Genomic DNA, 24,448 nt, shown 5'->3' with positions numbered 1-24,448 from the left:
CGCCGATCCTGCCGATCGACTGGAGGATTTATGTTTGCCCACAACAAACGACTGCAATACACGGTGCGCGTCCAGAGCAGCAACCCCGGACTGGCCAACCTGCTGCTGGAGCAGTTCGGCGGCCCGCAAGGCGAACTGGCCGCCGCCATGCGCTACTTCACGCAGTACGTCGCCGAGGAAGACCCGGGCCGCAAGGACATGCTGATCGACATCGCCACCGAAGAGCTCAGTCACCTGGAAGTCATCGGAACGCTGGTGGCCATGTTGAACAAGGGCGCCAAGGGCCAGCTCGCGGAGGCCGTCGATACCGAAGCCGAGCTTTACCGCGCGGTGAGCGGTCCCGGCAACGATTCCCATGTCACCCAGGTCCTGTACGGCGGCGGGCCGGCGCTGATCAATTCGGGCGGGCAGCTGTGGAACGCCGGCTACATCGATTCCATCGGCGATCCCTCGTGTGACCTGCGCTCGAACATCGCGGCCGAAGCGCGCGCCAAGATCATCTACGAGCGCCTGATCAACGTCACCGACGACCCCGGCGTGAAGGATGCGCTGACCTTCCTGATGACGCGCGAAGTCTCGCACCAGCGGTCCTTCGAAAAGGCGCTGTACTCCATGCAGCCCAACTTCCCCCCGGGCAAGCTGCCGCCCGACCCGCGTTTCGCCAACACCTACTTCAATATGTCCGAAGGCGAAGGCGACACGCGCGGCCCCTGGAACAGCGACGAGAACTTCGAGTTCGTCGCCAGCGCCAGCGAGGCCGGCCCGCAGGACGGCGACGGCATGGCCACGGTGCAGCTGGATGCCGACGAGACCACGGCGGTACAGGGCCTGATGGCTCGCACCGCATCGGACCCGCAATCCAATCCGCGGACCGGCGCGGAATTGGGCGCGGGCAATGCGGAACCCGGAACCACGACCTGAGCAGGGATCCCCGCTACGCCGCGGATCGGGCATGCTGGAGCCCGCCGCGGCGTTTTTTTATGTGCGGGTGGAACGACGCCTGGGTTCCGGCCGCCCGGCACAGCAGTTGCTGCCGATCCTTATCCGCGCCCGGGACCGCGTGATGCACAACGACTACGACGGCGTCCCGGCGCCCAAGGACGACGCCATGTCTTCTTATCTTACCGACCGGTGCATCGCCATCGGCGCTTCCTGGGGAGGTGTCACCGCGATCCTGCGATTGGTCGCCGAACTTCCGGCCGACATTCCCGTGCCGGTTTTCATCGTCCAGCACATCGGCGCGCATGCCAGCCAGCTGGATGCGCTGATCGACCGGCAAGGGCCTAACCCCGCGAAGTTTCCCGCGCACGGCGAACGCATCCAGGCCGGCACCATCTACGTGGCACCTCCGGATCGCCATATGCTGGTCGACAAGGACACCATCATGCTGGACCCGGGCCCCAAGGAGAACCACGCCCGGCCCTCCATCGACCCCTTGTTCCGGTCGGTGGCCCTGGCCTACCGCGAGCGGGCCGCGGGCGTCATCCTGACCGGCATGCTGGACGACGGCACCGCGGGGCTTAAGGCCATCAAGGACTGCGGCGGCATCGCCGTGGTGCAGGATCCGGCCGATGCGGAGCAGGCCGACATGCCCCGCAGCGCGATCGCGAATGTCGAGGTGGATCACATCGTTCCGCTTGCCGGCATGGGCGCCTTGCTTGGAACCTTGGCGCAGTCCCGACCCGGCGGACAGACCGTGAATGTGCCGGACCATGTCCGGCGGGAGCATGCCATGACGCTCGGCCAGAGCATCATCGAGAATCTGACGACGATCGCGCATCCCTCCGCACTGACCTGCCCTGACTGTGGCGGCGCCTTGTTCGAGCTGAACGACACACGGCCAATGCGCTATCGCTGCCATATGGGTCACGCCTTCACGCTGGAGTCGCTCGCGAACGTGCAGGCGGACACCGCGGAAGTGTTCCTGTGGGCGGCGCTACGCTCCCTGACGGAAAAGTCGCTGATCATCCGCCGCATGGCGGAGGCCCTGCCGCACGGAGATACCGCCCAGGCGGAGCAGGCGCTGCGCGAGGCCGACCGGCTGTCAGCGGTGTGCGAACAGTTGCGCGGCCTGGTGCAAAAGTCCACCTGAGGGCACCGCCGCAAGGCAAGGCCTGGTGGCGGCGGGCGCCTAGCTCCGCGGCGCTTCCTCGCGCTTTCGCGGCTGGACGTCGACATCGATCCACTTTTCCACCCAGCCGACCAGCCGGGTCACCGCGTCCATGCGCCGCGAAGGTTTCCCGCTTTCCAGGAAGTGGTGCGTGGCTTCCGGGTAGAGCACCATTTCGGCCGGCGTCCAGGTCGACGCCATGATGCCGACGAAGAGCTCCTCGGCCTGGCATTTGGGGCAGCGGTCGTCCGCCTCGCCTTGCAGGATCAGTGTCGGGGTCCGGATGTTCTCCACATAGTCCATGGGCGAGAGTTCCCGCATGGCATCGCGCTTGACCGCGGCGTCCCCGTACATCGAATACGTATCCGCGTAATAGCCGCTATCCGAACTGCCGAAGTGGTTCTCCAGGCTGGTAACCGGGGCACATACCACCGCCGCGCGGAAGGCCGTGGAATTGCAGATCGCCCATGCGCTGAGAAAGCCGCCATAGGATTTTCCCGCGATGGCCAGCCGCTCGTCGGCGATACCCTCCTTGCGCAGGGTCTCTACCGCAGCCAGATGCTGGTCCAGGTCGTACCTGCCCCAGTTCTCGCGCAGGCGCGAACTGAAAGGCCGTCCGTAGCTGCTGGACCCCACCGGCTTCAAGGCCAGCACGCTCCATCCCCGGGAAATCAGCACATACCAGTAGGCGTGCATATTGAAGTCCAACAGGGCATAGCTGGCCGGTCCGCCGTGCGCGTCCACCAGCAAAGGCGTCGGTCCCTTGGCGTCCACCGGCCGCAGCAGCCAGCCGTCGATCTCTTCGGTCCCGCGATCGCCGTCCGGCACAATGAAGCGCCGCATCTCGACCCGCGGAGGCAGGCGCTCGCTCCACCAGGCGTTGAAGTCGCTGACACGCGTCTCTTTCAATCCGTCGCGGTCCGCGCGCCAGATCTCCCCGGGGCACGCGGCGTCCTGGCTGACGCAGGCCAGGTGGCGGGCGGTGCAAGCGACGCGCGCGATATGCCGGTCGCAGCCCAGTATCGTGGCGACGCGGCCATCCGGCACCGAGACGGAGACCACCTCCTGGCGGCCGTTGCGCGCCAGCAGCGCCACCAGGCTGGTGCCGTCCAGGGACCAATGCACGGATTGGCCCGACACCACTTCGATCCAATCCGGTCCCAGGGCCTCGACGCAGCCGCGCTCCACATCGTAGATCCAGAGGCGCATCTGGGCATCGCCATCCTGCAGGCTGCCCGTCAAGGCGATGTAGCGCCCGTCGGGCGACCACTTCGGATACGACACCGACGCCAGGTCGGAAGTGGCCTGCCGCTGACCGCTGCCGTCCGCATTCATCAGCCACATATCCGTACGATGCGCCAGCCGTCCTTCCCGCGGGCGCGTATAGGCAATGCGCCGGCTGTCGGGAGAGAACCGTATGCTGTTGACCTGGTACGCGCCTTCCGTCAGCGGCTTGTGTTCGCCGGTCTGCGCATCCAGCAGGTAGGCATGGATTTCGGAATCCAGCGTATAGCCTACCCCGTCCAATTTGTACGGCAGGCGCCAGCAGACCCTGGGCGCATCCGGACCGCGGGCCGTATCCTGTTCCTTGCCATGGTCGCCGCGGATCTCCGGATCCACCGTCAGGGTGCAACACACCACCAGGCTGCGCCCATCCGGCGCCCATTCCAGGGAGGACACGCCCGAGGCGGTACGGCTCAGCTGCATGGCTTCTCCGCCATGTGGATCGATCAGGTAGACCTGTTGCCCGTGGCCGCGATTCGATAGAAATGCAAGGCGGCTGCCATCGGGCGACCACCGCGGGGAGCTATCCGATTGGCCGAAGGTCAGTTGTCGCGGATCGCCGCCATCCAGGGGTACCAGCCATATCTGTGTCCGCGTGCCGTCGTTCTCCTCATCGGCCGCTTCGACCGAGCAGGCGGCGATTTCGGTGGACCGGACGCAGTCCAGATCGGTGATCGTGCGGTACAGGCAGATATCGTGAACCTCGAAAGCCTTTTGCATGCCAGTTCCCATTCCTGTCCAGCCAAAAAGAGCCGCCCGCGGGCGGCTCTTTGCACTGCTGCGCGACGGGGCTTAGCGGCGGTTGCGCTCTTGCTCGTTGCGGTCCTGCTGGTTCTGCTGCCGGTTCTGGTTGTTCTGCTGTTCCTGTTGCCGGTTCTGGTTGTTTTGCTGGTTCTGCTGCCGATTCTGGTTGTTCTGCTGGTTCTGCTGGTTGCGATTCTGCTCGTTCTGGTTCTGCTGCGTCATGGCGTGCTCCATCCGAAGGCAAGAAGGTTTGCGGCGAAATGCCGCATCCCTTTGGAGCAATAGCTGTACCCGGCACCATCGGCCAGCGTCATGGCCCGGGCGGACGGCCCCAGGTTCAGCAAGACCGACTCGCATCGCCCTTTCCTGCCAATCCGGGTACACGCCTTGCCTCACGACCGCCATGCATTCCCCCGATGAAGATCCCGATCCCCTGGCAGAACTCCGGCAGGCGTACGCCGACGGCCGTCTCATCCTTTTCGCGGGTGCCGGCGTGTCGGCCGGGCTGGGACTGCCCACGGCGCCGGAATTCGCCGAATGGATCGCGCGACAGCTGGAGCAGGATCCCAAGGCATTCTGCGAGTACGGCGACGTGCAGACGCTGGCCGAGTACTACCGGCTGAGGCTGGGCGCCGAGCAGTTGCACGAATGGCTGCTGAAGGAGTGGAATCAGCGCGATGTCGATGTCGGCGCCTCCGAAATCCACCGCCTGATCGTGCAGGGACGCTTCCATGCCATCTACACGACGAACTTCGACCACTGGCTGGAAGCCGCGCATGAGCACCACGGCAGGCCCTACCTGAAGGTGACCGGCGTCAAGGACCTGGCCGCCCTGGCGGAAACCGACGTGCGGCCGATCATCAAGTTCCATGGCGACCTGGACGATCCGGCATCCCTCGTCCTGGGCGAAAGCGGGTATTTCGAACGCCTGGGCTTCGATACGCCGCTGGACCTGAGACTGCGCGCCGATCTGCTCGTGCGCCCGGTCCTGTTCATCGGCTACAGCATTTCGGATATCAACATCCGCATGCTGTTCTGGAAGCTCGCCAGGCTTTGGGAGAGCCCGCGCGACGTCTGCCATCGGCCGCCTTCCTATCTGTTCTGGCACCAGGACAACCCGGTGGCCAGGGCGGTGCTGGCGCAATGGGGCATACGGGTCGTCTCGTCGCAGGAAGCCGATCCCGGCCAGGCCCTGCTGCACTTCATGCGCGACCTGGCCTCATCCTGAGACCCGCCACGCGCCGGCCGGTATCCGCCGGACGGGATGGCCGGCGTCAGCTTTCCCGCGTTGGCCGCGGCAGCAGGCGAGGCCGCCACCAGGACGGCAGCAGGGCGCGCACCTTGGCGCGACAGAAGCGGTCGTCGATGAGGTACACGCTGCCCCGGTCGTTTTCCGTGCGGATCACCCGGCCCGCGGCCTGCACGACCTTCTGCAGGCCCGGGTACAGATAGGTGTAGTCGTAGCCATTGCCGAAGCGCGCCTGCATGCGCCGCATCATGTGCTCGTTCACGGGATTCACCTGCGGCAGGCCCAGCGTCACGATAAACGCGCCGATCAGGCGGTCGCCGGGCAGGTCCACGCCTTCGCCGAAGGCGCCGCCCAGCACGGCGAAGCCCATCCCTTGGCCGTCCGGCGTGAAACGGGCCAGGAAGGCCTGCCTGCCGTCGGCATCCATCCCGGCGGCCTGCCGCCACACGGGCAGGTCCGGATGGCGCGCCTGGATATGGCCGGCCAGGCGGTCCGCGTATTCGAAGCTGCTGGCAAAGCACAAGTAATTGCCGGGCTGCCGGCGATACGCGCTTGCCATGATTTCCACGATGGCCGGCAAGGAGGCATCGCGGTCGCGGTAGCGCGTCGACACGCCGCCCACAAGATGCACGGACAGCTGCTCGGCGCGAAACGGCCCGGCCACGTCCAGGCGCCGGCAGTCGCGCGGCAGGCCCAGCGTATCCTGGTAGAAGTCCATGGGGTTCAAAGTGGCGGAGAACAGCACGGCGCCATGCGCGCCCGCCAGCCGCGGCGCCAGGAAGGGAGCCGGCACGACATTGCGTATGCCCAGGCTGCCCTGCGCCGGCGCCTTGCCCTGCCCGGTATCGCGGGTCACGTCGAATAGGGAATGCTCGCCGAAGGCATCGGCCAGCCGCAGAAAGGCCAGCAGGCCGAAGTAGAAGCGCAACAGGTTTTCCGGGGCCTCGCCGCCCTGCTCCGCCAAGTGGTCGGCCAGCGCCGCGACGGCCTGCTGCATCCTCGATATCAGCGATTGCGGAATGCGTTCGTAAACCTGGTACGGTTCTTCCTGCAGCTTGAGCAGCTCCCGCCATCCGCGCCGCAGCGCATCCAGTGGCTTGCGCAGCGGCGCGGGCGCCACGCGGCGCGCGGCGGCCAGTTCATCCAGGCCCAGGTGCACGCTGTACATGCGGCGGGCGCGCTCTATCATGTTGTGCGCTTCGTCGACCAGCAGGCCCACTTTCCATTGATTGGCCGTCGTCAGCGCATACAACATCGCGCTGGTATCGAAGTAGTAGTTGTAGTCGCCCACCACCACGTCGCTCCAGCGCACCAGTTCCTGGCCCAGGAAGTAGGGGCATATGCCGTGGGCCAGCGCGGCCTGGCTCACGGCCGCGCGGTTCATCCGGTACGCGGCCAGCGCCGTCTCGCGCGCCTGGGGCAGGCGGTCGTGGAAGCCGCGCGCCAAGGGACAGGAGTCGCCATGGCAGGCCTTGCCCGGATGCTCGCAGGCCTGTTCGCGCGCGACCAGCTCCAAGGTACGCAGCGGCAGGGCGGGTGCATCGCGGCGCACACGGTCCAGCGCATCCAGCGCCAATTGCCTTCCGGCGGTTTTCGCGCACAGGAAGAACACCTTGTCCAACGTACCGGCGCAGGCCTTGAGCATGGGAAAGACCGTCGCCATGGTCTTGCCTATGCCCGTGGGCGCCTGCGCCATCACGCAATGTCCGTCCCGCGCCGCGCGAAACGTCGCCGTGGCGAGCTCTCGCTGCCCGGCGCGGAATTCGCCATGCGGAAAGCGCAAAGCCGCCATGGCGGACTCGCGCGCGCGGCGATGCGCCGTCTCCTGCCGGGCCCAGTGCAGGAAACGTTCGCAATGATCGATGAAGAAAGCGCGTAGCGCGTCGGCGCCGCAGGTCTCCACCAGCGCGGTTTCCTGCTGGCTGCCGATGTCGAAGTAGACCAGCGCGACGTCCACCTCGGACAGCTTGCGCGCCTGGCACAGCAGATGGCCGTACACCTTGGCCTGCGCCCAATGCAGCGCGCGATGGTTTTCCGGGATGCGTTCGACTCGGCCGCGGTGCGTCTTGATCTCTTCCAGGCGGTTGCGGCGCGCGTCATAGCCGTCGGCCCGCCCACGCACACGCAGCAGGCCATGCGAGCCGCTGAGCGCGATCTCCGTTTCGTAATCGGACCCGCGCCGCGCGGTGACCGCGCTGTGCCCCGCCACGCCTTCCTGCGCCGATGGCGAGGGCGTAAAGCGCAGGTCCAGGTCGCCGCGGCGCGCGGTGAACTCGCAGAGCGTGCGCACCGCGACGACGTAATCGTGGGCGGCGGGTGGCGGCGTCATGCGTCGGCCCCCCGCCACGCCACATGGCACACGCCGGCCGGTATGCCATGCGCCAGCAGATAGGACAGCGTGCGCCGCTGGTTGTCCTGCAACCTGTCGCCCGGGCCTTTCACCTCTATCAGGGCATAGCGGCGTTCACCCGGCCAGAACTGGATCAGGTCCGGCCAGCCCGTGCAGTGATTCCCGATATCCGCCAGCACCCGCTGGAACCAGCGCTTCATGTGGGCGGCCGGCACGCAGTCCAGCGCGAGCCGCAGGAGATCGGCATCCAGCGCGTGCCAGGAGACGAAGGGCGACTGTATGCCGGCCTTGGCATGGAAGACGTCCATGATGGCCGCCCTATGCGTGCCGTCGTCCAGCCGCGCCAGGCACTCCTGGAAGGCGGCGCGCCGGGACTCGACGAAGTCCGGGCCATGCAGGTCGGCGGGACCGCGCTGGTAGGGATGGAAGAACGCGCCCGCCACGGGAAGAAAAACCGCCGGCCAGCACAGCAGGCCGAACAGGCCGGTGACCAGCGTGTTCTCTACGTAGAACACGGGCGCGTCGGGCCGGGACAAGGCCTCCCGCGTCGCGTGCTCCACCGACAGGAATGGCGTCGGCCGCGCCAGCAGCAGGTCGGTCCGCGGCGGCGATGTCCATGCCGGGCCGGTACGCTCGCGCACGGCTTGCAGCCTGCGGCTGGCGCGGGCGTGCAGGCGCTGCATCAATTGGGTCTCCGCCTCGTTTTCCGGGCTGAGCAGGGCTTGCTCCGCCAGCGCCATCGCACCGGCATGATCGCCGCTGTGCTCCAGCACGCGCGCCAGGCGATGCCGCGTTCCGGGATATCCGCATGACCGATAGATGCGCTGCGCTTCCGGCCAGGCCTGCCGGCTTTCGCAATGGCGCCCCAGCGCGAACAGCAGCTTGTCGCGCCGCCGCGCCAGCCACGGATTGGCCGGCGCTTCCGCGTGCACCGCGGTCCAGACGTTTTCCCAGGGCTCGCCCGATTCGAAGCTTTCGCGCTGGCGGTGCAGGCGCAGATAGGTATCGACATCCTCCCGCGCCTGGAAGGCCCGCGCTTCCAGGGGAAACGCCACGTTTTCGTAGCGGAAGATGCCCAGGTCCGCCAGCACGAACTCCGACCACGCCTGGCGCAGGTTGCCGAAGAACATCAGGCGGAAGCGCTCCACCATGCCGGCGATGCCGACCGCGACGACGTCGCAGGTGTCGTCTTCGCTGTGGAAGACGGCCGGTGCGTGTTCGCGGGCCTTCTCAGCGGCATATCCGGAGGCCGGCGCTTGTTCGTAGGCCTGGTCATCCAGATCCGCCGTCCGCGTCGCGGCTTCTTGATCGCTGCCGTCCGCGCCCCGCCACGCGCCTTCCCGCGAGGGAAGGCCGCCTCCCCGCTTCCACTCGCTCCAACGATGCGCCCGCGGCCACAGGGGCCGCAAGCCATCCATCCAGCTCGTCTTGGTGGCGCGGGCCGGGATCCGGGCATCGATCGCGTGGAAGAATCCGGGTAGCTCCGCGCGTTTCAGAAGATGGAAGACCTGGTCCAGCGTGAGCACCGGATCGGGATCGAGCCAGCCCAGGTCCAGCAGCGGTCGCGCGGCGGTTCGCACGCAGCCGATTTCCGTGTACACAAGCCCGTCCATGCGGAAGACCGGGCCTTTGCGCATCAGCAGGCGCACGAGCAGCGCACGGGCAGCCAGCGGCAGCAGCGGGAAACGCGCGATGAAATCCCGCTCCGCGATATCGAGAAGGTCGTCATACCGCGCAAGAATCCAGTCCAGCGCGAACTGGAAATTGTGCAGGTAGTAGAACCGTCTGTCCGCGGGCGGTCCCGGCAGCCTGGGTAGCGCCGCGGGCACAGCCGCGACGGCGACGTGGGGGGTGGAGAGCGGGACCGCCGGCGTCGATGGCGGTAAGACCGGGTCGCTCGGCGGGCGCTGGGCAAGGGAAGTGGCGGACATGGCTGATACTGTATGAAAGTACAGTATATCGTCGCGGGCATTCCAGGCGAAGTCCGCCGTGGCCGCCATGCCTTGCAGCGGCTCAGGCCCCGCGCCTTTCCTATGCCCAGCCTACCTGTTCCGGGGGAGCGCATGGATATGCAAAAGTGGCTGGGCTGGCCTTGCTGGCGGCGCCGGTATTCGGCTTGCTGTTCGCCGCCGTGGCGCCCCAGGCGCCTCGATGGTCCGGTAAAGGCGGCGGCGGTAAACTCCGGTGATCCGCTCGCCCAGGTACGCAGCCCCAGCGGGCCTCCGGCCGCGCTCCCCACGCGATAGCGCCACGCGCAAGGCGGATCAGCAGTCCCGAGGATTCGGAGGTCACCATGAATTTCCCGAAACGCGTTATTTCCCTGGCCGCCGCATGCGTGCTGGGCGCCATGCTGGCCGGATGCGCCAACGACGGACGATTCGATCATCCCGGCCCGCCCCACCCCGGCGCCGTGAACCCGTGGGCCAGCGACCGAGGGTGGGGGCCGGGACCGAACTATCCGGCGACGGGGCGTTGAGCGGCGACTGATCGCAAGCAAACGCCGTGGCGATCGCCCTGAGGGCAGTCACCTCCCCTGTTGATTGAACGACAGCCGGTAATGCTGGGGACTGACGCCGACCGAGCGAAGGAACGCGTTACGCATGCGGTGGGCGTCGCCGAAACCACATTCGTAGGCAATGGTCTTGATGGGCGCATCGCCGTTTTCCAGCAGGCATCGCGCCGCGTCGACTCTGGCCCTTTGCACGAACTCGGCGGGAGTCAGGCCCGCTTCCTTCGCGAATGCCCGCGAAAAGCTTCTCACGCTCATCCTGGCCACAGCGGCCAGTTCGGACACCGTGAGGGGCCGGCGCAGGTTGGCGAGGACATAGCGCTGCGCATCCGCGACCGGGGAAGCCGAATCCGCGGGCGCGTTCAGATACGGGCTGAACTGTGACTGCCCGCCCGTGCGCTGCATGACGACGACCAGACGCTTGGCCACGCTAAGTGCGATTTCCGCGCCCTGATCCTGGCGCAACATGTGCAGGGCCAGATCGATGCCGGCGGAAACACCCGCCGATGTGTACAAAGGTCCGTCCTGGACATAGATGCGATCCGGCTCCACGAAACAGCCCGGGCATGTCGAGATCAACGCCTCCACGGAATCCCAGTGCGTGGTCACGGTGCGGCCTTTCAACATACCGGCTTTGGCGAAGATCAGCGCGCCGTTGCAGATCGATCCGTAACGCCTGGCGCGGGCACACGCGCCTCGCAGCCAGGCGTAGACCGCTTCGTCGAACTGCCGCGTGGACAACCCGCGTCCCCCGGCCACCAGCAATATGTCGGCCTTGAAGTCCGGCCGCGTCCAGATGGCGGTGGCCGTCAGACTCATGGAGTTTGTGCAGGTGACCGCGGGACCATCGATACTGATGGTCTGCAGCTCGTAGGCCGCCTCGGGCGGCAATAGGCGATTGGCCTCGGCGAAGACGTCGAGCGGACCTGATACGTCCAGGGACTGAACGCCATCGAAGACAACAACCGCTACCGAAGCCATGGCCTATCTCGAAGTATCCAGGAATCGTTTTACCTCAAGAATGGCCCCGCCAGAATCACGCTACCGCTTGCCCGCCTTCCGGGTCACCCATGCTGGCTTGGAACCTCGCCATGAGGTTCATGGAATCAATCGGCGGCCGGAAAATCGAGCACGGTATCGTTCACTCGGTTGAACAGGTTGGTAAGGGTGATGCTTGCGATCGCCAGCATCGCGTCCACGATCTGGCTGTCGGTCACGCCGGCCGCTTTCACTGCGGCAAGCACCTCGGCCGCAACGATGCCGCGGCTCGTAATGACGTGATGGGTGAATGTGGCCAAGGCATCGTTGCGAGGGTCGCCGGAAGGCCGCGCGTCGCGCACCGCCAGAATGGCTTCCCGGCTCAGGCCCAGTTTTTTGCCTAGCAACGTATGTGCGGCCAGGCAGTAATCGCAACCGGTCGCCCTACTGACGACAAGCTTGACGATCTCGATGTCCATCGGGCTCAGGCTGCTTTTCTTCAGCGCGGCTTCAAGGCCCAAGACTGCTTCCAGCGCGACGGGACTGTTACCGCCGATGCCCAGATAGGAATTGGGGACCTTGCCTGCGGCGCTCTTGACCGTCGCGAACAGTTCGGCGGCGCGGCCGGAGGCCTCGGACAATGCAATGGTGTGGAGACGAGCCATGAAGCTTACCTTTCACGCAAGTTGAGAGATCGGTGCGGGGCGCCTTCTCGCATCCGTTTGGATAGCCGGCCATGGACGCATGGGCCTTCGTTACCGCCCCGCCTAAGGTGTTCGTTATCGCGGGCCGGCGTAGACCATCCTGGTGAACTGGTCGCCGTTGAAGACAAAATTTCCCCATTGGGCATCGAAGGGCGCCGTGGGCCTGGCGGCCACGATCTCGTCCAGCGACTTGCCGATGCCGGCGTCGACCAGGAGCATCCCGTCCTTGCCGGACAGCACGGTGATGTTGCCGCCTGATCCCATTAGAACCGCGAGGTTGCCGCGCAGCACCTGCACGACCAGCTCGGAGTCCGCACGCCGCAGGTAGCGGGATCCGGCGCCGGTATGGAAATAGTCGTCCGGGGTAACGGTGCCATTCTGTGCGGAAAGGTCCGTCGAACCCGCAAGGACGGGGGCTGTAAGGGCCGGCGCGCTCCCTGCAAGGAAAGCAAGCGCCGAGAGGGTGGCCCGCAGACGGGTGACCCGCACGCGGGTGGCCCGCAGACCGGCAGCACACCGGCGATCCTTGCGGGAGATTGCTTCAGTTTGGAGCTGCGAATTCATGATGCCTTGCGTGGTCTCGCCGACAGATCTCTTGGTCGGAAAGATTATGAATTCGCCACCGCGCCTGCGATACCGGTACCTGCGGGCGATTCAAGCCAAGCTGCGGGCAATTTCCGCCAAGGCAAGCTGGGCACGTGCGCGATCCCGGGCGGGCAACCGAGGCATACCGGTATCTTTGCCAGCCCGGACCGGGCAATGGCCGCGCCCCGGCTTCAGCCATGGGAGCGTTCCGAAACCGGGTTTCTGCTCCGGGTTTCTGTTCCGGATTTCTGCTCCCCCGCCTCTGCTCCCATTTCGGACCGCAAATAAGAAAAGGCGCTACGGAAAACCGTAAGCGCCTGTCCTTGAAGATTTTTTTGGGGTGGCTGATGGGACTCGAACCCACGACAACCGGAATCACAATCCGGGACTCTACCAACTGAGCTACAGCCACCGCAGCAAAGAGACGAGATTCTAGCATGCTTTCCGGGGGGCATTTCAAGCCACCCCGACCGGCGGTTCCAGGCCACGCCCGCCGCTGCCCACCGTGCCGAAAGCGCCACACTCCGCGCCCCGACCGCCGCCGTTCCGCCTCTTTCCGGCACAGCAGGCCGCGCCGGCTTGGTATCCTGCGGAGCTGGCCGGCCACGGCCGCGCCGGCGCAACGCCTTTCGCAACTCGCCCGGCAGCGAATACCTGGAATCCATGCGCGAACTGCATCAGATACTGGAAGCCTATTGGCCACATATCGTTTTCACGGTCAGCCTGGTGGCGGGGGCCGGCGCCGCCGTCCATGCCGCCATGACCAAGAACGACGTACGGGCCGCCATCGGCTGGGTCGGCATCACGCTGTTTTCACCCTTGCTGGGCGCCGCCGCCTACTTCGTGGCCGGCGTCAACCGTATCCGCATCACCCGGGTTTCGCAGCTGCGCGACGACGCCATGGTGGCCTATGCACGGGAACCCGCCGCCGCCGAACCGGACGTCGTGCCGCTCTCCGCGCCGCAATTCGCCTCATTGAAAACCCTGGCCGACAAGGTCAGCCACTTCCAGCTGCTGGGCGGCAACTCGGTGCAATTGCTCGATGGCGGCGACGAGGCCTATCCCGCGATGCTGCAGGCGATCCGCCAGGCGCGCTATACCGTGGCGCTGCAAAGCTACATCTTCGACAACGACCCCATAGGCCGGGAGATGGCGCAGGCGCTGATCGAAGCGCGCGCACGCGGTGTACAGGTACGGGTGCTGATCGACGCGGTGGGCTCGCATTATTCGCGTCCGCCCATCATCGGGACACTGAAAAAAGGCGGCGTGCGGACCGCGCGCTTCATGACCAATCCCCTGGGCGTGCTGCGCATGCCCTACGCCAACCTGCGCAGCCACCGCAAGATACTGGTGGTGGACGGCCGGGTCGGGTTCTCCGGCGGCATGAACATCCGTGCGGCCTTCGTCAGTGCCCTGGCGCGCGAGAACACCAACCGCGACACGCATTTCCGCTTCGAAGGGCCGGTCGTGACCCAGCTGCTGTCCGTGTTCGCCCATGATTGGGACTTCACCACCGGCGAGTCGCTGGCGGGCAGCTTGTGGTTCAACCATGCGGCCAGCGCCATGGCCGGCAACGTCGCGGTGCGCTGCGTGCCCTCGGGGCCGGACCGCTCGCTGGGCAGCACGCACAATATGCTGCTGGGCGCGCTGGCGGTGGCCCAGAAGCATGTGCGCATCCAGTCGCCCTACTTCCTGCCGGACCAGACGCTGATCGGCGCCCTGGCGACGGCCGCCCGCCGCGGCGTGCGCGTGGATATCGTGATCCCCGGCAAGAACAACCTGCGGCTGGTCGACTACGCCATGACGGCGCAGCTGGACCAGGTCATACGCTGGGGCTGCCGGGTGTGGCGCACCACCGGCATGTTCGATCACTCCAAGCTGATGACGGTGGACGATGCCTGGTCGTACGCGGGTTCGTCCAACCTGGACCCGCGCAGCCTGCGGCTGAACTTCGAACTGGATACCGAGATCTACGACCGCGCCACGGCGCAAGCCATCGGGCGGCGCATCGACGCCACCATCGCGAGCGCGGTCCCCCAGACCCTGGACCTGCTGCGCGGCGCGCCCTTCCTGAAGCGGCTGCGCAACAAGGTGATCTGGCTGGCAACGCCTTATCTGTAGCGCTATCCGGGCCGCGGCTCAGCTCTTCAGCCAGCCCGCGGCTTCCACCATCGCGCGCGCCACCTCGCCGATGCGGCGCTGGCTCTTCATCGCGTGCTCGCGCAGCATGCGGTAGGCCTCTTCTTCCGAGACGCCGCGCAGCGACATCAGCAGGCCCTTGGCTTTTTCCACCCACTGGCGCTCGGCCAGCCGCTGCCGGGCCTCGGTCAGTTCCTCGCGGCGCGCGCGATCGACGGCGTAGCGCTCGATGGCGACGTCGAGCAGGCTGCGGATGCGGGAAGCGGGCACCTCGCCCACCACATAGGCCGCCACGCCGGCCTGCAAGGCGGCGCGCATGGTCTGGCGGTCATTGCTCTCGGTGAACATGACGACGGGACGGTCGCCGTGCGCACTGGCGACGCAGACGCCTTCCAGCGTGTCGCGCGATGGCGCGTCGGTGTCGATCAGGACGACGTCCGGCGCGTGGCGCGCGATCAGCGCGGACAGATCGGCCGCCGGCAGGACTTCCGCGACGATCTGCACGCCGCCCTGCTCCAGCGTGTTCCGCAGCTCGGCCACGCGTCCTTCGCCATCCCTGATCAGCATCACCCTGAGCATCTGTGTTTCCTCGTCTCCCCCTTGTGCAATGCAAAATGCATGCCATTCCAAGGCCTCGCCGGGGGCGCCTGGTCGCGTGGCACGCCCGGCTCGCGGGCCATCGGCGCCTGCGGGCCGTGGCGCTACGGGGCGGGATCGGCGCGGCGCCCGCCCCGCCGCCGGTGCCGCGCGCGGCATCGCGCACCATGGCTCGCACCGCATTGGCGCATCGTCGCCTCGCACTGCACCATTTCGCCGCACCGGCCGCTGGCCGGAGCGGGTGCGCGCCGTGCCGGCCGCGCTTTGGGGCAGACAAGTGCTTGATCCACATGGGAATTCCGGTGCCGCGGCCGCCGACCGGAAAATTGGCATAGCTATTGCTTGAATCGTCTCGACGGCCAACGGGGGCCGTCATGACCGCCAAGATGGCGACCGGAACAACGACGTTCCGCACGCACAGGGATAGCCCTGCGCGCGCGGGACGTTTTTTTTTGCGCCGGGATTTCCCTTTCTGGATGATCGAATGAAGCTCAAGACTTTTCCGCAGCATCCGACCCACGCCGTCGCGGCCGCGCCGGCCGACCTGCAACGTCGCCGCGTCATGAGATGGGCGACCCGCACCCTGGCGGGAGCCAGCATCCTGGGAATGGTGGACCCGCGCGTGCGGGCCGGCGCCTGGGCGGCGGGCACCGATGCCCCGGAAAAGACCGAAGTGAAGATCGGCTTTATTCCGCTGACGGATTGTTCCTCGGTGGTGATGGCCTCCGTCCTGGGACTGGACCAGAAGCATGGCGTGAAGATCGTCCTGTCCAAGGAAGCATCCTGGGCCGGCGTGCGCGACAAGCTGATCAACGGGGAACTGGACGCGGCGCACGTGCTGTATGGGCTGGTCTACGGCGTGCACCTGGGCGTCGGCGGCCCCAAGAAGGACATGGCGGTACTGATGGGCCTGAACCAGAACGGCCAGGCCATCTCGCTGTCGCAGCAGCTGAAGGACGCCGGCGTGACCGACGGCGCTTCCCTGGCCCGCGTCATGGCGGAAAAGAAGCGCGAATACACCTTCGCGCAGACCTTTCCCACCGGCACGCACGCCATGTGGCTGTACTACTGGCTGGCCGCCAGCGGCATCAATCCCATGCGCGACGCCAAGGTCATCACCGTGCCGCCGCCGCAGATGGTGGCCAATATGCGTATCGGCAACATGGACGGCTTCTGCGTCGGCGAGCCCTGGAACGCGCGCGCCATCCTGGACAAGGTGGGCTTTACCGCCGTCACCACGCAGCAGATCTGGCAGGACCATCCGGAGAAAGTGCTGGGCACCTCCGCCGAGTTCGTCTCGCGCTATCCCAATACGGCGCGCGCCGTGACGGCGGCGGTGCTGGAAGCCAGCAAGTGGATAGACGCATCGCCGGAGAACCGCCGCAAGACCGCGGAGACCGTGGCGGCCAAGTCCTACGTGAACACCGACGTCAGCGTCATCGTCGACCGCATGCTGGGCCGCTATGACAACGGCCTGGGCAAGACCTGGGACGATGCGCACCCCATGCGCTTCTATGGCGACGGCGCGGTCAATTTCCCCTACCTGAGCGACGGCATGTGGTTCCTGACGCAGCACAAGCGCTGGGGCCTGCTCAAGGACCATCCCGACTACCTGGCCGTGGCCAGGCAGATCAACCGCATCGACGTCTACAAGCAGGCCGCGGCGGCCGTCGGCGCGCCGCTGCCTGCCCGGGAGATGCGCGCCTCCACGCTGATAGACGGCGTGGCGTGGGACGGCAGCAACCCGGCCGCGTATGCGGACGGCTTCAAGATCAAAGCCTGAGGACACCGCCATGGACCGATCGCTTCCCCTTTCCGGCGCCCGGCCGTCCTGGCCATGGCGCGACTACGTGGATGGCGCCCTGCGCGCCGTGGTGGGGCCCGCCGCCGGCTTCGCCCTGTTCGTGCTGGTGTGGCAGACCATCGCGCTGCTGGTGCCGGCCATCCCGACGCCAGCCAAGACCTGGGACGCGGCGGTCGTGTTGTTCGCCCATCCCTTCTACGACAACGGCCCCAACGATCGCGGCATAGGCTGGAACGTGCTGGCATCCCTGCTGCGCGTCGCGGGCGGCTTCGGCCTGGCGGCGCTGGTCGGCATCCCGCTGGGCTTCGCCATCGGCCGCTTCAAGGCGCTGAACGCCCTGGCCTCGCCCATCATCAGCCTGCTGCGTCCGGTGTCGCCGCTGGCCTGGCTGCCGCTGGGACTGCTGCTGTTCAAGGCGGCCAATCCGGCCGCCATCTGGACCATTTTCATCTGTTCGATCTGGCCGATGATCCTGAACACCGCGGCCGGCGTACAGCGCGTGCCCCAGGATTATCTGAACGTGGCCCGGGTACTGGACCTGTCCGAGTGGAAGGTGCTGACCCGCGTCCTGCTGCCGGCCGCCTTGCCGCATGTCCTGACCGGGGTAAGGCTCTCCATCGGCACCGCCTGGCTGGTCATCGTCGCCGCCGAGATGCTGACCGGCGGCACCGGGATCGGCTTCTGGCTCTGGGATGAATGGAACAACCTGAAGGTCGAGCACATCGTGATCGCGATCTTCGTCATCGGCATCGTCGGCCTGACGCTGGACGTGCTGCTCATGCAGCTGGCCAAACGCTTTACCTACGAGGAGTAAGGCCATGGAGAAGTTCGTACGCATCGAAAGCGTGGGCCAGGTGTTCGAGACGCGCAAGGGACCGTTCGTCGCGCTGCGCGACATCGAACTGACCGTGGCGCAAGGCGAGTTCATCACCCTGATCGGCCACTCGGGCTGCGGCAAGTCCACCTTGCTGAACCTGGTGGCCGGCCTGACGCGGCCGACTTCCGGCGTGCTGCTGTGCGCGGAAAAAGAAATCGCCGGGCCCGGCCCGGAGCGCGCCGTGGTGTTCCAGAACCATTCCCTGCTGCCCTGGCTGACCTGCTTCCAGAACGTCCACCTGGCCGTGGAGCGCGTCTTCGGCCGCCACGAAAGCAAGGCGCGGCAGGCCGAGCGCGTGCATGCCGCCCTGGAGCTGGTGGGGCTGAGCCATGCCCAGGGCAAACTGCCCCGCGAGATCTCCGGCGGCATGAAGCAACGCGTGGGCATCGCGCGCGCGCTGGCCATCGAACCCAAGGTGCTGTTGATGGACGAACCCTTCGGCGCCCTGGACGCGCTGACGCGCGCCCACCTGCAGGACGAATTGCTGAAGATCGTCGCCAAGACACGCACCACGACGATGATGGTGACGCACGACGTGGACGAGGCCGTGCTGCTCTCGGACCGGGTGGTCATGCTGACCAACGGCCCGGCGGCCACCATCGGCCAGATCCAGGAGGTGCCGCTGCCGCGCCCGCGCGACCGCGTGGCGCTGGCGGAGGATCCCCGCTACCTGGCCTGCCGTGCCGCCGTGGTCGATTTCCTGCACCGCCGCTACGCGCATCCGGCCGAAGCGTCGTCACGGACGGCGGCGCCCGCCCCGGCGGCCGCGCCGGCCTTCGTCGCGGCGGCGCCGCTGGAACCGGCGCGGGCGCGCAACGCCGCCTGAGCGCCCGGACGGGCCGGACCGACGGAGATTGGGAATGGACAGGCAGAAACTGGTGGTGGTGGGCAACGGCATGGCCGGCACGCGCACGCTGGAAGAGCTGATGACGCTGGCGCCTGACCTGTACGAGGTCACGGTGTTCGGCGCGGAGCCGCACCCCAACTACAACCGCATCATGCTGTCGCCCGTGCTGACGGGCGAACGCACGCTGCGCGAGATCGTGCTGAACGACGTGCCCTGGTACGCCGAGCGCGGCATACGGCTGCTGCTCGACCGCCCGGTCACGAAAATCGACCGGGCGCGCCGGCAGGTCCATGCCGCCGACGGCACGCTGGTGCCCTACGACAAGCTGCTGCTGGCCACGGGCTCCACGCCCTTCGTCCTGCCCGTGCCGGGCAAGGACCTGGAAGGCGTGCTGACCTTCCGCGACATCCAGGACGTCAATCGCATGATCGAAGCCGCCGCCTCGCATCGCCGCGCCGTCGTCATCGGCGGCGGCCTGCTGGGCCTGGAGGCCGCCAACGGCCTGGCCACGCGCGGCATGCAAGTCACTGTGGTGCATCTGGGCGCCACGCTGCTGGACCGCCAGCTCGACCCCAACGCCGCCGACCTGCTGCGCGCCAGCCTGGAAGCGCGCGGCCTGGAATTCCTGATGGCGCGCGAGACCGCCGCCATCCTGGACGACGGCGCCGGCCGCGTGCGCGGCGTGCGCTTCGCCGACGGCCAGGAGATTCCCGCCGACCTGGTGGTCATGGCCGTGGGCATACGGCCCAACACGGCGCTGGCCGAGCGGGCGGGGCTCTACGTCGACCGGGGCATCGTCGTCAGCGACACCATGCAGACTTTCGATCCCCGCATCTATGCCGTGGGCGAATGCGTGCGCCATCGCGGCATCGCCTACGGACTGGTCGCGCCGCTGTTCGAGCAGGCCAGCGTGGCGGCCAATCACCTGGCCCTGCGGGGCACGGGGCGCTACGCGGGCAGCGTCACCTCGACCAAGCTGAAGGTGACCGGCATCGACGTGTTCTCCGCTGGCGACTTCATCGGCGGCGACGGCACGCAGGCCATTACCCTGAGCGACACCATGGATGGCGTGTACAAGAAACTGGTCATCAAGGACGACAAGCTGGTGGGCGCCTGCCTGTACGGCGACACGGCCGATGGCGCCTGGTATTTCCGGCTGATCCGCGAAGGCACCGCCCTGGCCGGGCTGCGCGACCGCCTGATGCTGGGCGAATCCGACGCCAAGGGGGCATCGTGAAAACAAGCGCCATCCCCCCCGCGGCCGCGCGCGCCGGCCGCCCTATCGCGCGCCAGGAGCACTGAGGATGGACACCCCGTACTCCCGTGCCGGCGCCATCGCGGAAGAGGTTTCCGCCGCCACACGCACCGTATCGTCGGTCTGCTGCTATTGCGGAACGGGCTGCGGCGTGCGCGTCCAGGCGCAGGGTAATCGTGTCATCGCCGTCAGCGGCGATGAAAGCCATCCCTCCAATCGCGGACGCCTGTGCAGCAAGGGTATGCAGCTGGCCGACACGGTACGGCGCGACGCAGCGCGGGTGCTGCGCGCGCAATGGCGCCCCAGCCGCGACGAAGCGCGCGCGGACATCGCGCTGGACCAGGCCCTGGATATCGCGGCGGACCGGCTGGCGTCCGTCATCGCCCGGCATGGCCCGGACGCCGTGGGCTTCTACCTGTCCGGCCAACTGCTGACCGAAGACTACAGCGTCTTCAACAAGCTGGCGCGCGCGCTGGTGGGCACCAACAACGTGGACACCAATTCCAGGCTGTGCATGTCCAGCGCGGTGGCCGGCTATAAGCAGACCCTGGGCGCCGACGCGCCCCCGGCCTGCTACGAGGACCTGGAACAGGCCGACACGGTTTTCATCGCCGGCGCCAACGTGGCCTACGCGCATCCCGTGCTGTTCCGCCGCCTGGAGGCCGCGCGCCAGGCGCGCCCGCATATGCGCGTCATCGTGGTGGACCCGCGCCGCACCGACACGGCCACCGGCGCCGACCTGCACCTGCCCATCCTGCCCGGCACGGATGTCGCGCTGTTCCATGCCATGCTGCATGTCATGGTCGAAGAAGGATTGATCGACCGCGGCTACATCGAAAACCATACCGAGGGCTTCGCCGCCCTGGAAGGGCGGATCCGGGCCTACTCCCCGGCCGCGGCGCAGGAAATCTGCGGCGTGCCGGCCGCCGACATCGTCCAGGCCGCGCGCTGGTTCGCGCGATCGCCGGCCACGCTGTCGCTGTACACCATGGGCCTGAACCAGTCCAGCAGCGGCACCGCCAAGAACGCCGCGCTCATCCACCTGCACCTGGCCACCGGACAGATCGGCAAGCCGGGAGCGGGACCGTTCTCGCTGACGGGCCAGCCCAATGCCATGGGCGGCCGCGAAGCGGGTGGCATGGCGACGCTGCTGCCCGGCCACCGCGATCCCGCCAACCCCGATCATCGCGCCGACGTGGCCGCCCTGTGGGGCGTGGAAAGCCTGCCCGCCACGCCCGGCTTGCCCGCCCTGGAGATGTTCGACGCCGTCCTGGACGGCCGCATCAAGGCCTTGTGGATCGTGGCGACCAATCCGGCGCAGTCGATGCCGGACCAGGCTCGCGTCCGGGCCGCGCTGCGCCAGGCCGAATTCGTCATCGTGCAAGACGCCTATGCGGGCACCGAAACGCTGGACTATGCCGACCTGGTGCTGCCCGCGGCCACCTGGCCCGAAAAGGACGGCACCACCACAAACTCCGAACGGCGTATCAGCCGCGTGCGCGCCGCCATCGAGCCGCCCGGCGATGCGCGCCCGGACTGGCGCCTGGCCGCCGACGTGGCCACGCGGCTGGCGCGGCGCATTGCGCCGGGCAAGGCGGGGCATTTCGCGTATGCCGACGAAAGCGCGGTCTTTGCCGAACATGCCCGCACGACGGCCGGCCGGGACCTGGATTACAGCGCCCTGACCTACGCGCTGCTGGAACGCGACGGCCCGCAACAGTGGCCATACGGCCTGGGCGCGGCCACGGGCACCGCCCGCCTGTATGGCGACGGCCGCTATCCCACGCCCGGCGGACGTGCCCGTTTCGTCGACGTCGACTACCTGCCCGTCGCCGAACCGGTCTGCGCGGAATACCCCCTGCGCCTGACCACCGGCCGCCTGCGCGACCACTGGCACACGATGGCGCGCACCGCGCTGTCGCCCACGCTGACGCGCCACGTGGAGGAGCCCTGGCTTTCCATGCATCCCGCGGATATGGCAGCCGCCGGCGTGGCGGAAGGCGAACTGGCCCGGGTGGCGTCGCGTCGCGGGCATCTGGTCGTGGGCGTCCGCGCCGACGAGGGACTGCGGCCCGGCCACGCCTTTCTGCCCATGCATTGGGGCAGCGCCTTCATCGCCGGCCAGGGCGTGAACGCCCTGACCAACCCGGCCCGCGATCCCGTGTCGCGCCAGCCCGAACTGAAGCACAGCGCGGTCGCGGTCGCGCCCGCGGGCCTGCCGTGGCAGGCGGCCGGATGGATACGAGGCGATGCCGCCATCCTGAGGCAGCGCCTGGCGCCCTGGCTGCGCCGCTTCTCCCATGCCGCGCTGTTGCCCACGGCGCTGGGCGGCGGCGGCATAAGAGTGGCGTTGGGCGAAACCCGGGCGCCGGACGTGGACACGCTGCAGGCGCTGTGCGCGGCGCTGGAGCTGGGCTCCGCCATGCCCGCGCGCCCGCACGCCGCCTATGACGATCCGCATCGCGGCATCGTGCGCCGCGTCGCGCTGGCGGACAGGAAGCCCGTGGCCTTCTTCGTGGCGGGCGACACGCGGATCGTGGATGCGCTGTCGGCATGGGCCGATGGCGGCGCGGGGCCCGCCAGCGTGGCGGGACTGCTGATGGGCCGCACCGGCCCCGTCGAGCGCGCACGCACGGTATGCGTCTGCCATGGCGTGACGGACCGCGCCATCCAGGCCGGCATCGCCGCCGGACTCGATCTGCAGGGACTGCGGCGTACCCTGCGCTGCGGCACGGGCTGCGGGTCCTGCGGCCCCGAAGTCGCGCGCATGGTGGCGCGGGCCCACGTTCATCGACAAGGAAGCTGACCATGCAGGATGCATACGCTGAACCCGCCGGCGGCGCGCCGGCCAGCCGGGCAGGGACCGCGGCGGCTGCCAAGGCGCGCGGCAAGGTATGGCTGGTGGGCGCCGGCCCCGGCGATCCCGAACTGCTGACCGTGAAGGCCGCGCGCATACTGCGCCAGGCCGAAGTCTGGCTGGTGGATGACCTGGTGGGGCCGGACATCCATGCCTTGGCCGCCCCGGGCGCGCGCATTCTGAAGGTGGGCAAGCGTGGCGGTTGCCGCTCCACGCCGCAGGATTTCATCCTGCGCCTGATGGCCCGCCATGCCCGCCAAGGCCGCGTCGTCGCGCGCGTCAAGGGCGGCGATCCCTTTATTTTCGGGCGCGGAGGCGAAGAGATGCAGTGGCTGGCCGCGCGCGGCATCGCCGCCGAAGCGGTCGGCGGCATCACGGCGGGACTGGCCGTCGGCGCGGCGCTGGGGCTGCCGTTGACCCATCGCGGCCTCAGCCGCGGCGTTGCGCTGGTCACCGCGCACACCATGGACGACACGCGGCCGGACTGGCGCGGCCTGGCGGCCAGCGGCCTGACCGTGGTCTGCTACATGGGCATGCGCGATGCCGGCGCCCTGGCCCGCGAACTGCGGGAAGCCGGTTTCGCGGCGGATATTCCGGTTGCCGTGGCGCATCGGGTGTCCTGTCCCGGCCAGCGCCACATCGTCACGCGACTCGATCGCATGGCCGCGGATATCGCGAATTCAGGGCTTTCCAGCCCCTCGGTCATCGTCATCGGGCCCGCGGTCTCCCTGATCGACGCGGCCCGCCTGGGCCCGGACATGATGCTCGCGGCCTGAATCCAAGGGCATCGCAAGCCCCGCAAACCCCCTTTTTTCAGGGCTCTGCAGAAGCGCGACCGTTGTTGTCGCGCCTCTTCAGGGCTTTTTCGCGCGTAATCCACGCCAAATAATGTACATAACTGCGCGGCTTAAGTATCATCGCGTTCAGCCGTCGCCAGGCGTACGGCTTGAGCCTTGTGCTATTTCAACCTAACCATTCTTTCGACCATGGCCACTAAAGCTCCTGCAAAGAAAGCCTCCACGACCGCTGCCAAGAAAGCCCCGGCCAAAAAAGCCGTGGCCAAGAAGGCCGCTGTGACCAAGACCGCGTCGGCCAAGAAAGCCGCCGCTCCCGTAACCGCGCTGAAGAACGCGCTGAACAAAAGCCAGCTGGTGGCCCACGTCGTCGAACAGAGCGGCGTCGAAGCCAAGTCCGTCAAGGCCGTGCTGGCCAGCCTGGAAGGTGCCGTGCTGGCGTCCGTGAACAAGAAGGGCTCCGGCGAATTCACGCTGCCCGGCCTGTTCAAGGTCACCGTGCAGAAGGTCCCCGCCAAGCCCAAGCGTTTCGGCAAGGATCCCTTCTCCGGCGAAGAGCGCTGGTTCCCCGCCAAGCCCGCTTCGGTCAAGGTGAAGGTCCGCCCGCTGAAGAAGCTGAAGGACGCCGCGCAGTAATACGCGCAAGTTCTGAAGGCAGCTTCAGAAGCCTGCTTTAAAAGCATGCATTAAACGCAGCGTGCTTTCGAAGCGTGCGTCAGTCCTGGAAACCCGCCGCAAGGCGGGTTTTCTCTTGGCGCGGAAAGA

The 24,448-nt window shown here is 67.5% G+C and carries 19 protein-coding genes, 1 tRNA gene and 1 pseudogene; 12 read left to right on the top strand and 9 right to left on the bottom strand.

All coding sequences use genetic code 11. The features are described from left to right. Nucleotides 1-30: 30 nt before the first annotated feature. Nucleotides 31-921 (top strand): manganese catalase family protein, encoded by an 891-nt coding sequence (locus tag BAU06_RS06800; protein ID WP_066346037.1) that lies wholly within the window; start codon nucleotides 31-33, stop codon nucleotides 919-921. Between the two features lie 31 nt (nucleotides 922-952). Continuing rightward, nucleotides 953-2,092 carry a chemotaxis protein CheB gene (locus BAU06_RS06795; RefSeq protein ID WP_197509453.1) on the top strand — a complete coding sequence of 380 codons (1,140 nt, stop codon included), beginning with the start codon at nucleotides 953-955 and terminating at the stop codon, nucleotides 2,090-2,092. A 39-nt stretch (nucleotides 2,093-2,131) separates the two neighbouring features. On the opposite strand, the gene BAU06_RS06790 is transcribed toward BAU06_RS06795, so the two are convergent. Both BAU06_RS06790 and BAU06_RS06785 read right to left on the bottom strand, forming a co-directional pair. Further along, a complete protein-coding gene (locus BAU06_RS06790) occupies nucleotides 2,132-4,114 on the bottom strand; it encodes a S9 family peptidase (protein WP_066346031.1) in 1,983 nt (660 codons plus the stop codon). A gap of 72 nt (nucleotides 4,115-4,186) precedes the next feature. Beyond that, entirely contained in the window at nucleotides 4,187-4,360 is a 174-nt protein-coding gene (locus BAU06_RS06785; RefSeq protein WP_197509451.1) for a hypothetical protein, read from the bottom strand. Nucleotides 4,361-4,541: 181 nt separating this feature from the next. Here BAU06_RS06785 and BAU06_RS06780 point away from each other — a divergent pair, with 181 nt between their 5' ends. After that, nucleotides 4,542-5,366, top strand: a complete 825-nt coding sequence (locus tag BAU06_RS06780) for an SIR2 family protein (protein ID WP_197509449.1) — start codon at nucleotides 4,542-4,544, stop codon at nucleotides 5,364-5,366. Between the two features lie 46 nt (nucleotides 5,367-5,412). Here BAU06_RS06780 and BAU06_RS06775 read toward each other — a convergent pair whose 3' ends face one another. Together BAU06_RS06775 and BAU06_RS06770 are read right to left on the bottom strand one after the other, a co-directional pair. Further along, nucleotides 5,413-7,716, bottom strand: a complete 2,304-nt coding sequence (locus tag BAU06_RS06775; RefSeq protein WP_066346025.1) for an ATP-dependent DNA helicase — start codon at nucleotides 7,714-7,716, stop codon at nucleotides 5,413-5,415. Beyond that, the gene (locus tag BAU06_RS06770) at nucleotides 7,713-9,668 is read right to left on the bottom strand and encodes a VRR-NUC domain-containing protein (protein ID WP_156770168.1); all 1,956 of its coding nucleotides are present in this window, start codon (nucleotides 9,666-9,668) and stop codon (nucleotides 7,713-7,715) included. The genes BAU06_RS06775 and BAU06_RS06770 overlap by 4 nt, the downstream gene beginning before the upstream one ends. A 362-nt stretch (nucleotides 9,669-10,030) precedes the next feature. On the opposite strand from BAU06_RS06770, the gene BAU06_RS25990 reads away from it, so the two are divergent. Beyond that, nucleotides 10,031-10,213, top strand: coding sequence for a hypothetical protein (locus BAU06_RS25990; RefSeq protein ID WP_082988026.1), 183 nt, complete (start codon nucleotides 10,031-10,033; stop codon nucleotides 10,211-10,213). Between the two features lie 48 nt (nucleotides 10,214-10,261). On the opposite strand, the gene BAU06_RS06765 is transcribed toward BAU06_RS25990, so the two are convergent. The 4 genes from BAU06_RS06765 to BAU06_RS06750 form a co-directional block, all read right to left on the bottom strand. Next, complete coding sequence (locus BAU06_RS06765) at nucleotides 10,262-11,227, bottom strand: GlxA family transcriptional regulator (RefSeq protein ID WP_066346018.1); 966 nt, start codon at nucleotides 11,225-11,227, stop codon at nucleotides 10,262-10,264. A 125-nt stretch (nucleotides 11,228-11,352) separates the two neighbouring features. Next, the gene (locus BAU06_RS06760; RefSeq protein ID WP_066346015.1) at nucleotides 11,353-11,889 is read right to left on the bottom strand and encodes a carboxymuconolactone decarboxylase family protein; all 537 of its coding nucleotides are present in this window, start codon (nucleotides 11,887-11,889) and stop codon (nucleotides 11,353-11,355) included. 114 nt (nucleotides 11,890-12,003) lie between these two features. Continuing rightward, a complete protein-coding gene (locus BAU06_RS27000; protein ID WP_066668704.1) occupies nucleotides 12,004-12,492 on the bottom strand; it encodes a hypothetical protein in 489 nt (162 codons plus the stop codon). Between the two features lie 357 nt (nucleotides 12,493-12,849). Further along, nucleotides 12,850-12,925, bottom strand: a tRNA-His gene (locus BAU06_RS06750). A 251-nt stretch (nucleotides 12,926-13,176) separates the two neighbouring features. Here BAU06_RS06750 and BAU06_RS06745 point away from each other — a divergent pair. Then, nucleotides 13,177-14,634 (top strand): phospholipase D-like domain-containing protein, encoded by a 1,458-nt coding sequence (locus BAU06_RS06745; protein ID WP_066346009.1) that lies wholly within the window; start codon nucleotides 13,177-13,179, stop codon nucleotides 14,632-14,634. A gap of 18 nt (nucleotides 14,635-14,652) precedes the next feature. Here BAU06_RS06745 and BAU06_RS06740 read toward each other — a convergent pair whose 3' ends face one another. Next, nucleotides 14,653-15,231 (bottom strand): ANTAR domain-containing response regulator, encoded by a 579-nt coding sequence (locus tag BAU06_RS06740; RefSeq protein ID WP_066346006.1) that lies wholly within the window; start codon nucleotides 15,229-15,231, stop codon nucleotides 14,653-14,655. A gap of 580 nt (nucleotides 15,232-15,811) precedes the next feature. On the opposite strand from BAU06_RS06740, the gene BAU06_RS06735 reads away from it, so the two are divergent. The 7 genes and pseudogenes from BAU06_RS06735 (at nucleotide 15,812) to BAU06_RS06705 (ending at nucleotide 24,319) form a co-directional block, all read left to right on the top strand. Then, nucleotides 15,812-17,032 carry a CmpA/NrtA family ABC transporter substrate-binding protein gene (locus BAU06_RS06735; protein ID WP_231934066.1) on the top strand — a complete coding sequence of 407 codons (1,221 nt, stop codon included), beginning with the start codon at nucleotides 15,812-15,814 and terminating at the stop codon, nucleotides 17,030-17,032. Between the two features lie 10 nt (nucleotides 17,033-17,042). Continuing rightward, nucleotides 17,043-17,867 carry a nitrate ABC transporter permease gene (ntrB, locus tag BAU06_RS06730; RefSeq protein ID WP_415834845.1) on the top strand — a complete coding sequence of 275 codons (825 nt, stop codon included), beginning with the start codon at nucleotides 17,043-17,045 and terminating at the stop codon, nucleotides 17,865-17,867. A gap of 4 nt (nucleotides 17,868-17,871) precedes the next feature. Then, the gene (locus BAU06_RS06725) at nucleotides 17,872-18,756 is read left to right on the top strand and encodes an ABC transporter ATP-binding protein (protein WP_066345993.1); all 885 of its coding nucleotides are present in this window, start codon (nucleotides 17,872-17,874) and stop codon (nucleotides 18,754-18,756) included. A gap of 34 nt (nucleotides 18,757-18,790) precedes the next feature. Next, nucleotides 18,791-19,993, top strand: a pseudogene (locus BAU06_RS06720) (NAD(P)/FAD-dependent oxidoreductase); the annotation flags it as partial. A gap of 88 nt (nucleotides 19,994-20,081) precedes the next feature. Then, nucleotides 20,082-22,838: a nitrate reductase gene (locus BAU06_RS06715; protein WP_066345991.1), complete on the top strand. Its 2,757-nt coding sequence runs from the start codon at nucleotides 20,082-20,084 to the stop codon at nucleotides 22,836-22,838. A 2-nt stretch (nucleotides 22,839-22,840) separates the two neighbouring features. Beyond that, complete coding sequence (cobA, locus tag BAU06_RS06710; protein ID WP_082993540.1) at nucleotides 22,841-23,665, top strand: uroporphyrinogen-III C-methyltransferase; 825 nt, start codon at nucleotides 22,841-22,843, stop codon at nucleotides 23,663-23,665. A gap of 210 nt (nucleotides 23,666-23,875) precedes the next feature. Continuing rightward, complete coding sequence (locus tag BAU06_RS06705) at nucleotides 23,876-24,319, top strand: HU family DNA-binding protein (RefSeq protein WP_066345989.1); 444 nt, start codon at nucleotides 23,876-23,878, stop codon at nucleotides 24,317-24,319. The last annotated feature ends 129 nt before the right edge of the window (nucleotides 24,320-24,448 follow it).

Source organism: Bordetella bronchialis (assembly GCF_001676705.1).
GTDB classification, from domain to species: Bacteria; Pseudomonadota; Gammaproteobacteria; order Burkholderiales; family Burkholderiaceae_B; genus Bordetella_C; species Bordetella_C bronchialis.
This window is presented reverse-complemented; position numbering and strand designations above follow the sequence as displayed.

Excerpts from the sequence above, each read along its gene's own strand:
- BAU06_RS06800 (WP_066346037.1), top strand. The coding sequence starts at position 31 with ATGTTTGCCCACAACAAACGACTGCAATACACGGTGCGCGTCCAGAGC.
- BAU06_RS06795 (WP_197509453.1), top strand. The coding sequence starts at position 953 with ATGCTGGAGCCCGCCGCGGCGTTTTTTTATGTGCGGGTGGAACGACGC.
- BAU06_RS06790 (WP_066346031.1), bottom strand. The coding sequence starts at position 4,114 with ATGCAAAAGGCTTTCGAGGTTCACGATATCTGCCTGTACCGCACGATC.
- BAU06_RS06785 (WP_197509451.1), bottom strand. The coding sequence starts at position 4,360 with ATGACGCAGCAGAACCAGAACGAGCAGAATCGCAACCAGCAGAACCAG.
- BAU06_RS06780 (WP_197509449.1), top strand. The coding sequence starts at position 4,542 with ATGCATTCCCCCGATGAAGATCCCGATCCCCTGGCAGAACTCCGGCAG.
- BAU06_RS06775 (WP_066346025.1), bottom strand. The coding sequence starts at position 7,716 with ATGACGCCGCCACCCGCCGCCCACGATTACGTCGTCGCGGTGCGCACG.
- BAU06_RS06770 (WP_156770168.1), bottom strand. The coding sequence starts at position 9,668 with ATGTCCGCCACTTCCCTTGCCCAGCGCCCGCCGAGCGACCCGGTCTTA.
- BAU06_RS25990 (WP_082988026.1), top strand. The coding sequence starts at position 10,031 with ATGAATTTCCCGAAACGCGTTATTTCCCTGGCCGCCGCATGCGTGCTG.
- BAU06_RS06765 (WP_066346018.1), bottom strand. The coding sequence starts at position 11,227 with ATGGCTTCGGTAGCGGTTGTTGTCTTCGATGGCGTTCAGTCCCTGGAC.
- BAU06_RS06760 (WP_066346015.1), bottom strand. The coding sequence starts at position 11,889 with ATGGCTCGTCTCCACACCATTGCATTGTCCGAGGCCTCCGGCCGCGCC.
- BAU06_RS27000 (WP_066668704.1), bottom strand. The coding sequence starts at position 12,492 with ATGAATTCGCAGCTCCAAACTGAAGCAATCTCCCGCAAGGATCGCCGG.
- BAU06_RS06745 (WP_066346009.1), top strand. The coding sequence starts at position 13,177 with ATGCGCGAACTGCATCAGATACTGGAAGCCTATTGGCCACATATCGTT.
- BAU06_RS06740 (WP_066346006.1), bottom strand. The coding sequence starts at position 15,231 with ATGCTCAGGGTGATGCTGATCAGGGATGGCGAAGGACGCGTGGCCGAG.
- BAU06_RS06735 (WP_231934066.1), top strand. The coding sequence starts at position 15,812 with ATGAGATGGGCGACCCGCACCCTGGCGGGAGCCAGCATCCTGGGAATG.
- ntrB (WP_415834845.1), top strand. The coding sequence starts at position 17,043 with ATGGACCGATCGCTTCCCCTTTCCGGCGCCCGGCCGTCCTGGCCATGG.
- BAU06_RS06725 (WP_066345993.1), top strand. The coding sequence starts at position 17,872 with ATGGAGAAGTTCGTACGCATCGAAAGCGTGGGCCAGGTGTTCGAGACG.
- BAU06_RS06715 (WP_066345991.1), top strand. The coding sequence starts at position 20,082 with ATGGACACCCCGTACTCCCGTGCCGGCGCCATCGCGGAAGAGGTTTCC.
- cobA (WP_082993540.1), top strand. The coding sequence starts at position 22,841 with ATGCAGGATGCATACGCTGAACCCGCCGGCGGCGCGCCGGCCAGCCGG.
- BAU06_RS06705 (WP_066345989.1), top strand. The coding sequence starts at position 23,876 with ATGGCCACTAAAGCTCCTGCAAAGAAAGCCTCCACGACCGCTGCCAAG.